Origin of the sequence: Collinsella aerofaciens, assembly GCF_005844325.1 — a bacterium.
GTDB lineage: Bacteria > Actinomycetota > Coriobacteriia > Coriobacteriales > Coriobacteriaceae > Collinsella > Collinsella aerofaciens_G.
This window is the reverse complement of the sequence record NZ_SPFY01000004.1, coordinates 1-14,351: the sequence shown is the minus strand read 5'-3', so window position 1 is coordinate 14,351 and position 14,351 is coordinate 1. Positions and strand designations below refer to the sequence as shown.

Here is a 14,351-nt window from a genome sequence, read left to right as displayed (position 1 = left end):
AAACGCTTCTACCTGCATCGTAATCAAAACGAAACATCCGCTCGTCGGCTTATGCGTAACTTTGCCGCAACAGTGCGATATTATCCATACTCGATAAAGCTCGCGGCGCATGGGGCGCCTCGAACGACACTTTTCTTTTCCATCAATTGGAGGAAGCATGAGCTACACGCAGAAAGTTCTCGAAGAGCTCAAGGCCCGCTATCCCGAGCAGCCTGAGTTCATCCAGGCCGCGACCGAGATCCTCGGCACCATCCAGCCGGCGCTCGACGCCCACCCCGAGTACGAGGAGGCCGCTCTGCTGGAGCGCCTCGTCGAGCCCGAGCGCATCGTCATGTTCCGTGTTCCCTGGGTCGACGACCAGGGCAAGGTTCAGGTCAACCGCGGTTATCGTGTCGAGTTCAACTCTGCCATTGGACCCTACAAGGGCGGCCTGCGTTTTAACCCGACGGTCACCCTGGGCATGCTCAAGTTCCTGGGTCTGGAGCAGATCCTTAAGAACAGCCTGACCACCCTTCCCATGGGCGGCGGCAAGGGCGGCTCCGACTTTGACCCCAAGGGCAAGTCCAACAACGAGATCATGCACTTCTGCCAGTCCTTCATGACCGAGCTCTATCGCCACATCGGCCCCAACACCGACGTTCCTGCCGGCGACCTGGGCGTTGGCGGCCGCGAGGTTGCCTACCTGTTTGGTCAGTACAAGCGCCTGACCAACGAGTGGACCGGCGTCCTCACCGGCAAGGGCCTCTCCTTTGGCGGCTCGCTCGCCCGTACCGAGGCCACCGGCTACGGTCTGGCCTACTTTGTGGACGAGTACCTCAAGAGCCGCGGCGACTCCTTCGAGGGCAAGAACGTCGTCGTGCACGGCTCCGGCAACGTCGCTATCTACGCCGTCCAGAAGGTTTCCCAGCTCGGCGGCAAGGTGCTGGCCTGCTCCGACACCCACGGCTGGGTCGAGGATCCCGACGGCATCGACTACACCGTGCTCGAGCACGTCTACAACAAGAAGCGCTCCGGCCACGACAAGGGCGTTACGCTCGCCATGTACGTTGACGAGAAGCCTAACGCCGTGTGGCACGAGGGCGACGGCCGCGGCGTGTGGCAGCTGCCCTGCGATATCGCACTGCCTTGCGCTCGCGAGAACACGCTGCTGCTCGAGGACGCCCAGGCGCTCGTCGCCAACGGCTGCAAGGTGGTCGGCGAGGGAGCGAACATGCCCACGACCATCGAGGCCACGACCTACTTCCAGGAGAACGGCGTCGCCTTTATGCCTGGTAAGGCTGCCAACGCCGGCGGCGTGCTCGTGTCCGGCCTGGAGATGAGCCAGAATGCTGAGCACCTGTCCTGGACCTTCGAGGAGGTCGACGGCAAGCTCGAGCAGCTCATGCGCGGCATGTTCCACAACGTGGACGACACCGCCAAGGAGTACGGCGAGGAGGGCAACTTCGTCATGGGTGCCAACATTGCCGGCTTCCTGAAGGTCGCCGACGCTATGCTCGCCCAGGGCGTCTGCTAAATCTTCGCGCGACATAGCATGTGATGAGGCTCCCAGCTATCCGGCTGGGAGCCTTTTCTATCCCGGAGGACTCCTCATATCTTGCGGTGAAATACGGACTGTTTAGCGCCCCAGAACGGCTAATCAGTCCGTATATCACCGCAAGTTATGGATGGGTGGGTGGATTTTGTCCTAAAACGGTGTGCGGCCCCTCGTTTGGTACACTTAAAAGTACTGGACAAGTGAAGAGATGGGGGAGAACGTGCTCAAGTTCGGTACCTACGTCCGTGTTGGAAATGCGGCCGAAGCCTATGAGCTCTTACAGAAGAACCGCAACAACAAGATTGTGGGCGGTGGCATTTGGATGCGCCTGGGCTCGCGTCGCGTCGCGACGGCGATTGACCTTTCGGCCTGCGGACTCGATCAGATCGAGGAGACCGAGACCGAGTTTCGCATCGGTGCCATGTGTACCCTGCGCCAGCTCGAGCGTCATGCCGAGCTCAACGCGCTTGTCAACCATGTCTTTGAGTTTGCCGTCCACGATATCGTGGGCGTGCAGTTGCGCAATACCGCCACGGTGGGCGGCAGCATTTACGGCCGCTTTGGCTTCTCGGACGTGCTCACTGCCTTCCTCGCGCTCGATTCCTATGTTGAGCTGACGGGCGCCGGCCGCGTGCCGCTCGCCGAGTTCGTGGACATGGGTTACGTGCGCGACGTGATCGAGCACATCGTAGTCGTTAAGCACGACTACCGTGCGAGCTACGAGGTCGTGCGCAAGGCCGCGACCGACTTCCCCTCCTTAAACGTCACTGCCGCCTGGTGGAACAACAGCTGGCATGTCACCGTGGGCGCCCGCCCGCTGCGCGCGACCCTGCTGCAGGGCGAGGCATGCGGCCTTACTGCCGAGCAGCCTTCCGAGGACGAGCTTCGCGCTCTGGCCGCTTCTGTGCGCGCCCTGAGCTACGGCACCAACCTGTGGGGCTCGGCCGCCTACCGCCGCCGCATCTCGGCCCCGCTTGCCGTGCAGGCCGTGCGCCGCGCCGCCGGCATCGAGCTTTCGGCCGCGCTTGCCCGCGAGCTCGAGACCGTGCAGATCCCCAAGTTTGCCACGGACGAGTATTCCTGCCGCCGCGTGCCCGGCGTCGATTCTAGCGAGGTGCGCTAATGGCTGCCAAACTCATCGATCTTTCCTTTACGCTCAACGGCCGTAAGGTCAAGGTTCAGATTGCCCCCGACACCATGCTCTTTGCACTGTTGCGCGAGCAGGGTTGTGCGTCGGTGCGCTGCGCCTGCGAAACCACCAACTGCGGCCTGTGCACGGTGTGGCTCGACGGCGACCCGGTGCTGAGCTGCTCGGTTCCCGCCGCTCGCGTCGAGGGCCACACCATCACCACGCTCGAGGGCCTCAAAGCCGAGTCTGAGGCGCTGGCCCGTGCGATGGCTGCCGAAGGCGCTGAGCAGTGCGGTTTTTGCGCCCCCGGCCTCATCATGAACGTGCTGGCGCTTGCCCGCGCTGCCAAGGAGGACCCGAGCCTCGTCGCCACGCGCGAGGAGCTGTCGCGCCAGCTCGCCGGCAACCTCTGCCGCTGCAGCGGCTACGAGAGCCAGCTGCGCGCCATCGTTCGCTTCCTCAACGAGTCCGGCGTGCAGGTGGGCTTTGAGATGCCCGAGCTGCCCGTCAACGAGACGAGCTCCGACGGTGTCGCGTACAAGCAGATCACCAAGAAGCAGCCCAAGAAGGACTCGAAGGCCCTGCTCGAGGGTCGTCCCGTCTACACCGGTGATATGGTGCCCGCCGGTGCGCTCATCGTCAAACTCAAGCGCAGCCCCTATGCCCGCGCCAATATCCGCTCAATCGATACGTCGCGCGCTCTGAAGGTTCCCGGCGTGGTGGGCGTCTACACCTACGAGGACGTGCCCAAGCGCCGCTTTACCATCGCCGGCCAGAGCTATCCGCAGCCGAGTCCCTACGACCGCCTGATTCTCGAGAATCTCGTCCGTTACCAAAACGAAGAGGTGGCTATCGTCGCCGCCGAAACCGAGGAGGCCGCCGACAAGGCGCTCAAGCTCATCAAGGTCGACTATGAGGTGCTCGAGCCCCTGCTCGACTTTACCAAGGCGCTCGATAACGACATCGTGGTCCACCCCGAGGGCGACGTGACCTTTATGTTCCCGCAGGGCGGCGACGTTCCGCGCAACTTGGTATGCAGCGGCATGAGCGACTATGGCGACTTGGACGAGGCGTTCGCCCAGAGCGACATCGTCTTTGAGCGCACCTACACCAGCCAGGCCACGCAGACCGCGCCCATGGAGACCTTCCGCGCCTTCGCGACGACCGACGCGTTCGGCCGCATCTCGGTGACCACCTCCACGCAGGTGCCCTTCCACGTGCGCCGCATGGTCGCGCAGTCGCTCGACATCCCGCAGTCGCAGGTGCAGGTCATTAAGCCGCGCATCGGCGGCGGCTTTGGCTCCAAGCAGACGGGCTGCTGCGAGATCTTCGTGGCGTTCGTCACCCAGCAGACCGGCTGTCCGAGCTATTGCTGCTACACCCGCGAGGAGACCATCACCGCGGGCAACTCGCGCCACCAGATGCAGATGACCGTTAAGCTGGGCGCCATGAACGACGGCACCATCACGGCCATCGATCTGCATACGCTGTCCAACGCCGGGGCCTATGGCGAGCATGCCACCACGACGATCGGCCTCTCGGGCCACAAGAGCCTGCCCATCTACAACCACGTGAAGGCGAGCCGCTTTAGCTGGGACGCCGTCTACACCAATACCAACCGTGGCGGCGCGTATCGCGGCTACGGTGCCACCCAGGGCCAGTTTGCCGTGGAGAGTGCCGTCAACGAGCTCGCCGACATGCTGCACATGGATCCCGCCGACCTGCGCCTTAAGAATATGGTGCACGAGGGCGAGATCATGCCGCAGTACTACAACGAGAAGCTCAACGCCTGCGCGCTCGACCGCTGCCTGCTGCGCGCGATGGACATGATCGGTTGGCGCGACAAGCCGCTAGCCGTCGACCTGGGCGACCGCGTGCGTGCTCTGGGCTGCGCGCTCACCATGCAGGGCTCGGGCATTTCCAACGTGGATATCGCCGGCATCGACATGCGCCTGGAAGAGGACGGCTTTATTACCATCGGCACCGGCGCCACCGATAACGGTATGGGCGTCGACACGATCCTGGCGCAGATTGCCGCCGAGGAGCTGGGCGTTGAAAGCTCGCTCATTGTGGTGCGCGGCGTGGACACCGACGTTTCGCCGTTCGACGCCGGCTCGTACGCGAGCTCGGGCACGTACGTGACGGGTCTGGCAGCCAAGAACGCCGCGACCGAGCTGCGCGAGAAGATCTGCGCCAAGGCCGCCCAGATGTGGGACGTGGACGCCGCCGATGTGGTCTTTGATGGTCAGTATGTGCGCCTGTCCGACGAGCGTGCCGCGCGTGAGCAGAACCGCTACCTCACGCTGCGCGACTTTGCCAACCTGTGCGTCAAGAACATCGCGGGCGGCGACGCGCTCACCTCGCATGCCTCTGCCTGCCTGCCCGTTTCGCCTCCGCCGTTTATGGCCGGCATTGCCGAGGTCGAGGTCGATAAGGCCACCGGCAAGGTGACCGTGGTGGACTACGCGGCGGCTGTGGACTGCGGCACCGTTATTAACGAGGCGCTCGCGCGCGTCCAGGCCGAGGGCGGCATTGCCCAGGGTATAGGCCATGCGCTCTACGAGATCGTCGAGCACGACGACCGCGGTCGCCTGCGCACCGGCAACTTTATGAGCTACAAGCTACCCACGCGCCTGGATATCGGCAGCATTCGCGTGGCCTTTGAGCCGAGCTACGAGCCGACGGGCCCGTTTGGCGCCAAGTCGATCGGCGAGGTCGTCATCAACACGCCGCTCGCCGCCGTGGCCTCGGCCGTGGCACACGCCACCGGACATCAGGTTCGATCGCTGCCGATCACGCCCGAGAAAGCGCTGCTGGGGGAGTAGGCGAGGCGACGCATCCGCCGCTCTTTGCCTAGCCCTGGGAAACTGCAGCCCACTTTTCGACCGAATTGTGGGCTGCAGTTTCCGTTTGAGGCCCTCGGCGGAAAGTGCATCCCGGAATAGGGGCTCAAAACGGGTTGCAGTTTCCGGTTGATGGCTATAGCGGAAATCGTGTCCCATTCCGAGGCCCCAAACCGGGACACGCTTTCCGGCACATGGCCAGCACCGCCAGACTGCCGAGTCCTACCGAAGTTGCGGTGGAATAGGGACTGTTTTGGAGGACTGGAGCCCCAAACAGTCCCTATTCCACCGCAACTTCGGTGGGGCGGCGGGGGATCCGATGCGTACTCGTGGTGAGGTCGTGAGCTTGTAAAAGGTGTGCGTGCGCTTGTCGTTCGTATCTGCTATCATTCCTAATCTGTGCGCTCATGCGGGCGTGGCGGAATTGGTAGACGCGCCAGATTTAGGTTCTGGTGGGATTCCCGTGAAGGTTCGAGTCCTTTCGCCCGCACCAACGCACCCGCGTCGGCTTATGCCCTCGCGACGCTTGTTGCATAAAGGTACCAGCACCTCAGATAAGCTGGGCAGTATGAGGAGGAACGTGTTGAACATCACCGCTTCTGACGTCAAGGACGCCAAGCTCACCGCTACGGTCACCATCCCGGCCGCCGACGTCGACGCCGCGATCAAGAAGGCCTACAAGGACACCGCCAAGAAGTACCGCTTCCCGGGCTTCCGCGCCGGTAAGGCCCCCCGTCCGGTCATCGACTCCGCTCTTGGCGCCGAGGCTACCCTCGCTCAGGCCACCAACGACCTGATCGCCGCCAACGAGCCCGCCGTCCTCAACGAGCTGGACATCGTCCCCACCAAGAACGGTGACTACAAGGAGCTCGACCTCGCCAAGGATCACGAGGACTACACCTACACCGTCGAGTTCTCCCTGCGTCCTGCTGCCGAGCTCTCCTCCTTCGACGCCGTCGAGATCGAGATGCCTCCCGCGGAGGTCACCGAGTCCGAGATCAACAACCAGGTTGAGATGCTCCTCAACTACCGTGCCACCTTCGAGGATGTCGAGGGTCGCGCCGTCGAGGCTGACGACTATGTGACCGTCGACCTCAAGGCCGTCGAGAACGCCGACAACTTTGCCGCCGAGGGCCGCATGCTCATCGCCGGTAGCGATAGCAACCCCAAGGAGTTCAACGAGGCCCTGATCGGCGCCAACGTTGACGACGTCAAGTCCGTCACCTGGACCGACGAGGTCGAGGAGGGCGAGGAGGCCGAGACCCACACCGTCGAGGTCACCGTCAAGGGCATCAAGGTCCGCAACACCCCCGAGCTCACCGACGAACTCGTCAAGTCCGACTTTGGCTTCGACAGCATTGACGCTATGCGCGACGCCATCAAGATTGAGATCGAGCAGGACAAGGCTTCCCGCCTCCCGGCCGAGAAGGAGAACCGTTGCGTCTCCGCTCTCGCCGAGCGTCTGCAGCTCGACGAGATGGATGCCGACTACGAGCAGTCCGTCTTTGAGGAGCTTGGCCAGAACTTCCTGTCCAACCTCGCTGCCCGCGGCATGACGCTCGACACCTGGCTGCCGGCTTCCGGCCTGACCATGGAGCAGTTCGTCGGCGACCTGCACAAGCAGGCCAACGACGTTGCCCGCGAGTCCCTGGCGCTCGACGCCCTCGCCCGTGAGCTCAAGATCGAGGTCACCGAGGACGACGTCAACGCCGAGTTCGAGAAGGCTGGCGTCAAGGACGTCGAGGCTTCCAAGGCCGAGTTTATCGCCGATGGCCGTATGCCTGCCGTCCGCGAGTCCATCCGTCGCTCCAAGGCCGTCGACCACCTGGTCGAGAACGCCAAGGTGACCGAGGTCGACGAGACCGCCAAGGACGCCGAGTAATTCTCGCCACCTTGCTCGCGAGCGCATGCGTGCGCCCGTGATGGGGTAAAGTTATACACCGGTTATCCGGTTGCTTCGTACGGTGCCAGCCAATGCATAGCATGCGGGCACCGTACGTTTATCTAGAACCAATTTGGTCCGTAAGAGAAATGGAGATGCGTATGATCGCCAAGTTCGATTCCGCCCTCGTGCCATACGTTATCGAGCAGACGCCGCGCGGCGAGCGCAGCTACGATATCTATTCGCGCCTGCTCAACGACCGCATCATCTTCTTGGGCGAGGAAATCAACTCCGTCAGCGCCAACCTGGTCGTTGCCCAGCTGCTGCATCTTGAGAGCCAGGATGCCGAGAAGGATATCTCGCTCTACATCAATTCGCCCGGCGGCGAGGTTTACTCCGGCCTGGCGATTCTGGACACCATGAACTTCATTAAGCCGCAGGTCTCCACCATTTGCGTCGGTATGGCCGCGTCCATGGCAGCCGTGCTGCTTTCGGCCGGCGCCAAGGGCAAGCGCTTCTGCCTGCCGCACTCCAAGGTCATGATTCACCAGCCCAGCGGCGGTGCGCAGGGCCAGCAGACCGAGATCGAGATTGTGGCCGAGGAGATCAAGAAGACCCGTCGCGAGCTCAATCAGATTCTGTCCGACGCATCGGGTCAGCCCATCGAGAAGGTCCAGGCCGATACCGAGCGCGATAACTACCTCACGGCTGCCGAGGCCCTCGACTACGGTCTGATCGACCGCATTGTCACCTCGCGCGACCTCGCCGCGAAGGACGCCTAGGATGACCGGTAACATGCAGGACAACTTTGACGAGAACGGCAACCCCATCCGCTGCTCCTTCTGCGGAAAAGAGCAGGGCCAGGTCCGTCGCCTCGTAAAGGGCCCGACCAACATCTTTATCTGTGACGAGTGCGTCGCCGCCTGTTCCGAGATTCTGGAGGAGTCGCTGGCTTCGGACTTTATGGACGCTGCCCGCAACGGCAAGCTGCCGGGCTTCCTCAACGACCACAGTCAGGCTGCATCCCAGCCCGCCGTGGATCCCGAGGCCGAGGGCTTTGAGCTCGAGGACGACGCCCGCCAAGTCATTACGCATGTGCCGACGCCGCATGAGATCTATGACGAGCTTTCGGCCTATGTCATGGGCCAGGAGGACGCCAAGCGCGCCATGTCGGTTGCCGTGTACAACCATTACCGCCGCGTGATCGAGGGCGGCGCTGCGCTTTCGGCCTTTGACGACGGTTTGGACTCGCAGCTCGACGATGATATGGACGAGGTGGAGCTCGCCAAGTCCAACATTTTGCTGCTCGGTCCCACCGGTACCGGTAAGACGCTGCTTGCCCAGACGCTCGCGCGCATCCTCGAGGTGCCGTTTGCCATCGCCGACGCCACCGCGCTCACCGAGGCCGGTTACGTGGGCGAGGACGTGGAGAACATCCTGCTCAAGCTTATCAACGCCGCCGATGGTGACATTGAACGCGCGCAGGTGGGCATCATCTACGTGGACGAGATCGACAAGATCGCCCGCAAGGCCGAGAACCTCTCCATTACCCGCGATGTTTCGGGCGAGGGCGTTCAGCAGGCACTGCTTAAAATTCTTGAGGGCACGGTGGCAAGCGTTCCGCCCACCGGCGGCCGCAAGCATCCCCAGCAGGAGCTGCTGCAGATCGATACGACCAACATCCTGTTCATCTGCGGTGGTGCCTTTGTGGGTCTGGACAAGATCATTGCCGATCGCGTGGGCAACAAGGGCGTGGGCTTCAACTCTGAGATCGCCGGCCCCACCTCGGTCGACGAGAACGACCTGCTGCGTCAGGTGCTCCCGCAGGACCTCAACGCCTTTGGCATGATCCCCGAGTTCGTGGGCCGCACGCCCGTCGTCACCCAGACGCAGGCGCTCGACGAGGACGACCTGGTGTCGATCCTGACCGAGCCCAAGAACGCCGTGGTGCGTCAGTACCGCAAGATGTTCCAGCTCGAGGACGTTGAGCTTGAGTTTGAGGACGCCGCCCTGCACGAGATCGCCCGTATGGCGCTCGCTCGCAAGACCGGCGCGCGCGGCCTGCGTTCCATCTGCGAGGACGTGCTGCAGCAGACGATGTTCGACCTTCCCAGCGAGGAGGGCGTTTCCAAGGTCGTTGTGACCGAAGCCTCCGTAAAGGGCGAAGAGCAGCCCCAGCGCATCTACGGGTAAATAGCTTGAATCCAGGTCCCGCGGCAACCTCCGCGGGACCTGCCATTTAGGGGCAGGTTTATTTTGGTCGGTTTTATATGGGCAAATGTCGTTTCCCCTGATAAAACCTACCAAAATAAACCTGTCCCTTTTCGGCAGGTATGCCTGTGCTATTCTGTGAGATTGTCAAGTTAGTACCTTCAGACTGAAGTAATCGATACCTAAGGCGTGTCCGCCTGCTTGGTTTTCGTAGATTCCGCACGAGCCGAAGAGCACTAAATGTGCTCTTCGTGCGAGCCCAGGACCTGACCGAGCGAAAACCAAGCAGGCGGACACGCCGACGGGCAAGGGAGAGATATATGGAAGAAATGCCCAAGAATTACGATCCGTCGACCAACGAGCCGGCGATCCTGCAGAAGTGGCTCGACGGCGGCTACTACAAGCGCCGTGAGGGCGTGGGCGACTGCACCGTCACCATTCCGCCTCCCAACGTGACCGGCAAGCTCCACATGGGTCACGCCACCGACGACTCCATCCAGGACGCCATCATCCGCATGGCCCGCATGCGCGGCAAGTCCACGCGCTGGGTGCTCGGTACCGACCACGCCGGTATCGCCACGCAGACTAAGGTCGACAAGAAGCTCAAGAGCGAGGGCATCAGCCGCCTGGAGATCGGTCGCGATAAGTTTGTCGACGCCTGCTGGGATTGGACCCACGAGTACGGCGGCATCATCGTCGAGCAGATCAAGCGCATGGGCTGCTCCGTTGATTTTGATAACGAGCGCTTCACCATGGACGAGGACTACGCCCAGGCCGTGCGCAAGGTGTTCTGCGACTGGTACCACGACGGCCTGATCTACCGCGGCAAGCGCATCGTCAACTGGTGCCCCAACTGCACCACCGCCATCTCGGACGACGAGGCCGAGTATAAGGACGAGAAGGGCCACCTGTGGCACCTGCGCTACCCGCTGACCGAGCCGGTCAACGGCCAGGACTACATCGTCGTCGCCACCACGCGCCCCGAGACCATGCTCGGCGACACGGGCGTTGCCGTCTCCCCGAAGGACCCCGAGAAGGCCGCCTTTGTGGGTAAGACCGTCAAGCTCCCCATCGTCGACCGCGAGATCCCCATCTTTGAGGATTGGCATGTCGACGCCAACTTTGGCTCCGGCTTTGTCAAGGTCACCCCGGCCCACGACCCCAACGACTACGCTATGGGTCAGGCCCACGACCTGCCGCAGATCAACATCTTCGACGAGCACGCAGTGGTCGTCGAGGGCTACGACGAGTTCACCGGCATGAACCGCGACGAGTGCCGCGAAGCCGTCATCAAGTGGTTCGAGGAGCACGACCTGCTCGACCATGTCGAGGAGCTCGACCACTCCGTCATGCACTGCTACCGTTGCGACTCCGCTCTGGAGCCGTGGCTTTCCGAGCAGTGGTTTGTGGCCGTCGACAAGCTCAAGGGGCCGGCGCTCGACGCCGTCAACTCCGGCAAGGTCACCTTCCACCCTGCGCGCTGGACGCAGACCTACACCACCTGGATGGAGAACCTCAAGGACTGGTGCATCAGCCGCCAGCTGTGGTGGGGCCACCGCATCCCCGTGTTCTACTGCGAGGACTGCGGCTGGGAGGACGCCCTTACCGAGGACACCGACGTGTGCCCCAAGTGCGGCGGTCATCACGTGCATCAGGACGAGAACGTGTTGGACACCTGGTTCAGCTCTCAGCTGTGGACTTTCGCCACGCAGGGCTGGCCGCAAAAGCCGGAGCTGCTCGAGGGACATCACCCCACGACAGCGCTCGTCACCGCGCGCGACATCATCGCGCTGTGGGTTGCTCGCATGGTCATGAGCTCGCTGTACTTCCTGGACGAGGTGCCGTTTAAGGACGTCGTCATCTACCCGACGATCCTTGCCAAGGACGGCAGCCGCATGTCCAAGTCCAAGGGCAACGGCGTTGACCCCATGGACCTCATTGGCATGTACGGCGCCGACGCCATGCGCTACAACCTGCTTACGCTGTGCACCAACAACCAGGACGTTAAGTTCGACGCGAACATCGATAAGAAGACCAAGAAGCTTATCGACAGCTCGCGCACCGAGCAGGCCAAGTCGTTTGTGACCAAGATCTGGAACGCCAGCCGCTTCCTGCTCATGAACATGGAGGGCTACACGCCCGGCGAGCCCGTCGTTGAGACGCCGGCCGACGCCTGGATGTTCAGCCGCCTGGCCAAGGCCGTCAAGATGGTCACCGAGGGTATTGAGAACTACACCTTTGGCGATATGGCCCGCGGCGTGCAGCAGTTCTTCTGGAACGAGGTCTGCGACTGGTACGTCGAGGTCACCAAGGCCCGCTTGAAGGGCGAGGGCCGTCTGCAGGCTCAGCGCAACCTGATTTTTGTGCTTGACACCTCCATTCGCCTGATGCACCCGCTCATGCCGTTTGTCACCGAGGAGATCTGGGACAACATGCCGGCGAGCGTGCTCGATCTGGACGCCGTGGGCAACGTGGACCGCGCCGAGGCGCTCATGATCGCCAAGTGGCCCGAGCCCGCCGACTACGCCAAGTATGTTGACGAGGACGCCGAGCGCGCGTTTGAGCTGTGCCGTACCGTCGTGTCTGCCGCCCGCGCTACCCGTTCGCGTTATCGCTTGAGCCCCAAGGCCGAGCTTGACGTTGTCGTGCGCGCTGGTGCCGAGGACATCGAGAAGCTCGAGAGCCTACGCTCCACGATTGAGCCGCTGGCCAACACCGCTTCGCTGGTTATGGGTACCGACGTTGAGAAGCCGGCTGCGAGCATCGCTGTTGTTGACAGCGGCGTCGAGGTCTTTGTGGTGCTCGAGGGCAAGGTCGACCTTTCGGCCGAGAAGGCACGCCTGGAGAAGGAGATCGCCGCGGCCCAGAAGGAGCTCGCCGGCTGCGAGAAGACGCTGGCCAACGAGGGCTTTGTGGCTAAGGCCGCGCCTGCCGTGGTCCAGAAGAAGAGGGACCGTGCAGCTGAGCTCAAGGAGATCCTGGCGGCGCTGACTGCCCAGGTTGCTGACTTCTCGTAAGCGTTACTGGGGGACGCGGTTTGGGGCTTTGCTCGCTACTGCGGACAGTCCTGCTCGCACGAAGGCCACATTAAGTGGCCTTCGGCTCGTGCGGAACTTGTATCGAGCAAAGCCCCAATCCGCTCCCATAGCGGTTACGGGGCGTTTGCTGCCTGCCGGTAAGGGCCACTGGGTTGTGGCCTTGATTCTGCTGCAAAGCGGTGTTTGGCTGATATTTTGTATGGGAGGGGCTCGTTGTTGATTCGGGCCTCTTTTTATGTTGAGGGGACTTTGGTTTATGCCTAAGCGTTCGGGGTCGTATTCTGTGCCGTTCTCGTTTGAGTTGCTTTCGTTTGGTGAGGCTGTTGGGCTGGCTGCCGATACGGGGCGGATTTCTGGGGATGCTGGTCCTCTGCTTGAGACGGTTGTCGATATGCTCGATGAGCTGGGGCGTCCGGATGAGTATTTTGATTGCATTCAGGTAGCCGGCACCAATGGCAAGACTTCGACTACGCGTTTTTCGGCTGCTATCCTTCGCGGCGAGGGGCTCAAGACCGCGCTGTATACGTCGCCGCAGCTTGTTCGCTATCCCGAGCGCATGGAGGTTGACGGACGCGTAGTGAGCGACGAGGCCTTTGCCCGTGGCGTTTCGGCAGCTGTCGAGGCGGGGCGTCGCGTGAATGCCCGTCGTGTGGCGGCGGGGGAGCGCGCCTATACCATCACGCCGTTTGACCTGCTGACGGCTGCCGCGCTTGTAGTGTTTGCCGAGGCCGCGGTGGATGTTGCCGTGCTCGAGGTTGGCATGGGCGGGCGTTGGGATGCCACGAGCGCGACCGATCCCGTGGCTGTCGCCATTACGGGCATTGGGCTCGATCACACACGCATTTTGGGCGACACGCTCGAGGCCATTGCGGGTGAGAAGGCTGCGGTTATCAAACCCGGGCGCTTGGTTGTTTTGGGTGAGGGTACGCACGAGGCGAGCGTTCAGCGCGTGATGGATGCCCGTTGCCGTGAGTGCGGCGTCGTGCCGTTCGTGGTGAGCCACACCACGACTAAAGTGCCGGCTCATGTGGGCGATACGGTTGAGTTTAGCTGCACTACGCCGCGTGCGATCTATACGTCGAGCATGGTCAAGCCGGCCTATCAGCCGCAGAATGCCGCGTGCGCGATTATGCTGTGCGAGGGCTATCTGGGCCGCGAGCTCGACCATGACAAGCTCGATGTGTCGCTTATGGGCTGTCCCACGCCGGGTCGATTTGATGTGTTGGGCACCGATCCGCTCAAGCTGATCGACGCCTGCCATAACCCTCAGAGCTGCGAGAACTTTGTGAGCGCGCTGGACGAGATCGATCCGTGCGTAGAGAATCGCCCCACGCTGCTGTGTGCCGCGCTGGCCGATAAGGACGTGGCGGGTATCGTCGGCGTGTTGATCCCGGCGTTCCCCCGCGTGGTCGTGACCCAGACCGATTCCGATCGCGCCCTGCCGGCAGAGGAGCTCGCCGCCCTCGTTGATGCCGATAAGCTCGTGGGCGTATACCCGAGCGTGTCCGAGGCCCTCGCTGCCTTCGATGCCGCGGGCGAGTCCTTCGTAGCAGCCGGCACCATCACCCTAGCCGGCGAAGTAGCCGGCCTGCTTCGCTAACCCATCCCCTCATCAGTTGCGGTGAAATAGTTCCTGTTTTTGGGTTCTAGCAGCCCATCGGGGGTGCGGACGATTTCTTGGACCGCGCCTAGGCGTATCCAAGCTTCCTGCGGT

8 protein-coding genes and 1 tRNA gene are annotated in these 14,351 nt (G+C 62.5%); all 9 read left to right on the top strand.

What is annotated here, in order from left to right; translation table 11 throughout:
* The first annotated feature begins 157 nt into the window (after nucleotides 1-157).
* Nucleotides 158-1,513 carry an NADP-specific glutamate dehydrogenase gene (gene gdhA, locus FGQ61_RS02200; RefSeq protein ID WP_138374435.1) on the top strand — a complete coding sequence of 452 codons (1,356 nt, stop codon included), beginning with the start codon at nucleotides 158-160 and terminating at the stop codon, nucleotides 1,511-1,513.
* 241 nt (nucleotides 1,514-1,754) lie between these two features.
* Nucleotides 1,755-2,657, top strand: a complete 903-nt coding sequence (locus tag FGQ61_RS02195; RefSeq protein ID WP_212745427.1) for an FAD binding domain-containing protein — start codon at nucleotides 1,755-1,757, stop codon at nucleotides 2,655-2,657.
* The gene (locus FGQ61_RS02190) at nucleotides 2,657-5,488 is read left to right on the top strand and encodes a molybdopterin-dependent oxidoreductase (protein ID WP_138374433.1); all 2,832 of its coding nucleotides are present in this window, start codon (nucleotides 2,657-2,659) and stop codon (nucleotides 5,486-5,488) included. The genes FGQ61_RS02195 and FGQ61_RS02190 overlap by 1 nt, the downstream gene beginning before the upstream one ends.
* A 427-nt stretch (nucleotides 5,489-5,915) precedes the next feature.
* Nucleotides 5,916-5,999, top strand: a tRNA-Leu gene (locus FGQ61_RS02185).
* Between the two features lie 87 nt (nucleotides 6,000-6,086).
* Complete coding sequence (gene tig / locus FGQ61_RS02180; protein WP_171021479.1) at nucleotides 6,087-7,388, top strand: trigger factor; 1,302 nt, start codon at nucleotides 6,087-6,089, stop codon at nucleotides 7,386-7,388.
* Between the two features lie 161 nt (nucleotides 7,389-7,549).
* Nucleotides 7,550-8,170: an ATP-dependent Clp protease proteolytic subunit gene (locus FGQ61_RS02175; RefSeq protein ID WP_022095182.1), complete on the top strand. Its 621-nt coding sequence runs from the start codon at nucleotides 7,550-7,552 to the stop codon at nucleotides 8,168-8,170.
* Nucleotide 8,171: 1 nt separating this feature from the next.
* Nucleotides 8,172-9,581, top strand: a complete 1,410-nt coding sequence (clpX, locus tag FGQ61_RS02170; protein WP_138374431.1) for an ATP-dependent Clp protease ATP-binding subunit ClpX — start codon at nucleotides 8,172-8,174, stop codon at nucleotides 9,579-9,581.
* Between the two features lie 338 nt (nucleotides 9,582-9,919).
* On the top strand, nucleotides 9,920-12,616 hold the full coding sequence (locus FGQ61_RS02165) for a valine--tRNA ligase (protein ID WP_138374430.1): 2,697 nt from the start codon (nucleotides 9,920-9,922) through the stop codon (nucleotides 12,614-12,616).
* Nucleotides 12,617-12,893: 277 nt separating this feature from the next.
* Nucleotides 12,894-14,237: a bifunctional folylpolyglutamate synthase/dihydrofolate synthase gene (locus tag FGQ61_RS02160; protein ID WP_138374429.1), complete on the top strand. Its 1,344-nt coding sequence runs from the start codon at nucleotides 12,894-12,896 to the stop codon at nucleotides 14,235-14,237.
* The last annotated feature ends 114 nt before the right edge of the window (nucleotides 14,238-14,351 follow it).

Coding starts and splice junctions, on each gene's coding strand:
- FGQ61_RS02175 (WP_022095182.1), top strand. CDS start 7,550: ATGATCGCCAAGTTCGATTCCGCCCTCGTGCCATACGTTATCGAGCAG.
- FGQ61_RS02160 (WP_138374429.1), top strand. CDS start 12,894: ATGCCTAAGCGTTCGGGGTCGTATTCTGTGCCGTTCTCGTTTGAGTTG.
- FGQ61_RS02165 (WP_138374430.1), top strand. CDS start 9,920: ATGGAAGAAATGCCCAAGAATTACGATCCGTCGACCAACGAGCCGGCG.
- gdhA (WP_138374435.1), top strand. CDS start 158: ATGAGCTACACGCAGAAAGTTCTCGAAGAGCTCAAGGCCCGCTATCCC.
- clpX (WP_138374431.1), top strand. CDS start 8,172: ATGACCGGTAACATGCAGGACAACTTTGACGAGAACGGCAACCCCATC.
- FGQ61_RS02190 (WP_138374433.1), top strand. CDS start 2,657: ATGGCTGCCAAACTCATCGATCTTTCCTTTACGCTCAACGGCCGTAAG.